The 3,444-nt window shown below is 21.7% G+C and carries 2 protein-coding genes; both read left to right on the top strand.

All coding sequences use genetic code 11. From position 1 onward, the window contains the following. Window positions 1-280: 280 nt before the first annotated feature. The gene (locus BUA62_RS11155; RefSeq protein ID WP_072866108.1) at window positions 281-1,603 is read left to right on the top strand and encodes a radical SAM/SPASM domain-containing protein; all 1,323 of its coding nucleotides are present in this window, start codon (window positions 281-283) and stop codon (window positions 1,601-1,603) included. Then, a complete protein-coding gene (locus tag BUA62_RS11160; protein ID WP_072866109.1) occupies window positions 1,581-3,215 on the top strand; it encodes an ABC transporter transmembrane domain-containing protein in 1,635 nt (544 codons plus the stop codon). The genes BUA62_RS11155 and BUA62_RS11160 overlap by 23 nt, the downstream gene beginning before the upstream one ends. Window positions 3,216-3,444: the final 229 nt, after the last annotated feature.

A 3,444-nucleotide genomic window follows, 5' to 3' on the forward strand; every position in this document is an offset into this window, starting at 1 on the left:
TAAAAACAGGAGGTGATGGGGTGAAAAAAATTATAGTAATGACATTAATTGTAATTTTATTTTTCTCCAATATATTATATGCTGGAGACGATTATTATTATTCATCAACTAATTCAATCAACCCTCAAATTCAAAATGAATTTTTAAAGTAAAAACAAATTATGAGTACCAAAGAATATTTATACTCGGTTAATTGTAGAATATATTTAAATTATAGCATATGAGGTTTTATAATACAATATATATTTATATATAAAAATTAGATTAGTGAGGTGGCATTATGGATAAGATAAGAAATAAATCTCAAAAATATAAACATTCAAAGTTTAATGTTGAAATAAAAAAAGATGATACTTGGATTATTTTTAATACATACACCCATGGAATGCTTGAATTAAATGAAGAATATTATAAAAATTACAAAAATTTTTATATTGAAAATCCAAAAATAGAGGAAAAATTTATAGAGTATGGTATGTGGATAGACAAAGAATTAGATGAAATAGATAGATTGCGTTATATACATAATAAAAATAAATTTGATAATAAAATATTTTCTTTGACAATTAAAACTACGAATAATTGCAATTTTTTATGTAGTTATTGTTATCAAAGTCATAATAAAAAAATGATGGAAAATAACACAATAAATTCTATAAAGAAATGGATAGATAAAACAATATTAGAAAATCAAATAGAAATTCTTAATATCCATTGGTTTGGCGGAGAACCTTTATTAAATCTTAATGTAATAATTGAAATAGAAAATTATATCCAAGATAACTACAAAGATGTAAATTTTTTTAGTAATTTAACAACAAACGGTTTTTTATTAACTAAAGACAATATATTAAAACTAAAAAATACAAAAATAAAAACAATCCAAATCACTTTAGATGGGGATAAAGAGCAACACAATAAGAGCAGAATATTAAGAAATAGAAAAGGTACATATGATCAAATTATAAAAAATATTTTATTACTTCTTGATATATGGCCTGAGGTAGATATAATTTTAAGATTAAATATAAATAAAAATAATGAAAATATAGAAAATTATCTTTATGAGTTAAAAAATTATAAAATTTTATCTAAAGAAAATGTAATGCTACATTTTAATGAAGCAAAAAAGTTTGATATAAATTATACCAATGAAGATATTTTTTATAATGATATTAAGGAGTATTCCAAAGTGTTATTAAAAATATATATAACTTTGTTGAGATATGGAAAAAAAATCCCTTTTTATGATATAAAAGGATATAATTGTGGCTTTGATAGAATAAATACGTTTCTTGTTGAAACAGATGGCACTCTATATCATTGTACCTCTAGTGAAAAAGAAAAAGTTTTTGAAATGGGATATATAGATAATAATGGAGATTTAAATTTGAATGAAAAGAATTATTATAAAAAAATATTAAGAAATCCATTCTCAGGAGAATGTTTAAATTGTAAAGTATTACCATGGTGTATGGGAGGATGTTTTTTGCTCGAAACAAAAAAGCTTAAAAAATGTATACCAGAAAAATATATTTTAAATGACTTGATAGAACTGTATTATGAGGAGGCAATAAATAATGAAAAAAATTCTAGATTTTAGAGAAAAAAAGAATTTAATAAAAATAATAAAATTGATAATATTTTCATTTATAGGAATAAGTTTATATTATATATTGCCACTATTTACGAAGTATTTAATTGATGATATTATAAGCACTAATAGTATTAAAGAATTAAAAATCTGGTTATTTTTGGGATCGGGATTTTCAGTATTTTTGCATCTATATATTTTTTATTTCTTAAAATATCAATGGGATAAAATACCATTATATTTTTCTGTGAAATTAAAAAAAATAATACTGGAAAAAATATTTAAAATAAAAAAATATAATTACAAAGACTTTGATAAAGGACAATTATTAAATTACCTTATTTCAGATAGTGGAACATATGCTAATGTAATGATTACTTATTTGGGAACTTTAACTATTGGAATATTGAGGGTAATTACAGGATATATAATCCTATTTATAATAAATCCAATTTTATCTTTAATAAGTGCAATATTTATTCCTTTATATGTGTTTTCTATGGGAATAAATAAGAAAAAACTGGAACAATATTCAAAATTAGAAAGAATTAAAGCTGATGAGTTTATTACAAATGCAAATAAGAATATAGAAGGAAAGATTCATATTAATTTATATCAGAAAGAAAAATATTTTGAAAAGATATTTGAAAAAAAATTAGAAGAATGGAGAAATATTAGATTAAAATATTCATATTGGTATAATTTTGGAAAAGAAGTGCCGATGTTTGTAAATACATTATCTTCTTTTATAATAATGAGCATTGGTGCATATTATGTAATTTCACAAAAAATGACATTGGGAAGTTTAATAATGTTCTCACAATATTTAAGTATGCTTTTTGAACCATTAAGTCAAATTACTCAGGCAATTGTAGAAAAACAATCAAATAAAGGAATATTAAATAGAATAAATAATTTTTATAATTATAATGAAGAAAAAAAATTAGTCTTAGAAAATGGTAATAAAGATAATATTATAGAAATAAAGGATTGTACAATATATACGGAAAATAAAGAAAAATTATTAGAAATAGAAGATTTTATAATAAATAAAAGTAATGGATTATATATTATAAAAGGAAAAAATGGAAGTGGAAAAACAACTATTTTAAATTTATTAACGCAAATAGCTTCACCTGAAATAATCAAGAAAAATAAAAAGAATTCTACATTTTATTTTTCTAAAGAGTTTATTGAAAGTTGTTCATATTTATATAATCCTGTATATCTTTTTGAAGGTGATGTTAAAACAAATATTATATTTAACAATACAGAAGATCCCCAATATCTAAAAGAGATAATTTCTATGCTAAATATAAATAATTTAGATAAAAAAATAAATTTTCAAAATTTGAATATTTCATTGGGTGAAAAACAGAAAATACATCTGGCAAGAGTTTTGTATTTTTCAAAAGATAAAAATATTTTATTATTAGATGAGCCACTTTCAAATCTTGATTATAAAACCAAGGAAAATATTAAAGACTATTTGGGTAAATTAAAAGAGGAAAAAATAATACTGGTTGTATCCCATGAAAACCTATTCGATGATATTGCTAATAAAATTTATAACATAATTGATAATAAAATTCTTGAGGAAAGGAAGGAGGTGATAGAATGAAAGAAATTTTAAAACCATTAAAAGTTAAAAAAATAGGATATACCGCTGAATGCGGCGTAGGTGGAGTTTCAAATTGTTGTAATGGAACATCTTCTAAATTAAACTAAAACTTGTAGAAGGGTTCACCCTTCTACTTTTTCCTGACTTTGACAATTGTTTTTTTTAAAAAAAGAGATAACGCTGAAATATAGCGAAAAATATCAAATGTTAACTTTTTATAAAAAGCAAA

This window comes from Marinitoga hydrogenitolerans DSM 16785 (genome assembly GCF_900129175.1).
Taxonomy (GTDB): Bacteria; Thermotogota; Thermotogae; order Petrotogales; family Petrotogaceae; genus Marinitoga; species Marinitoga hydrogenitolerans.

Bases quoted from the DNA above. Each gene is read 5' to 3' on its own strand.
- BUA62_RS11160 (WP_072866109.1), top strand. From the start codon at position 1,581: ATGAAAAAAATTCTAGATTTTAGAGAAAAAAAGAATTTAATAAAAATA.
- BUA62_RS11155 (WP_072866108.1), top strand. From the start codon at position 281: ATGGATAAGATAAGAAATAAATCTCAAAAATATAAACATTCAAAGTTT.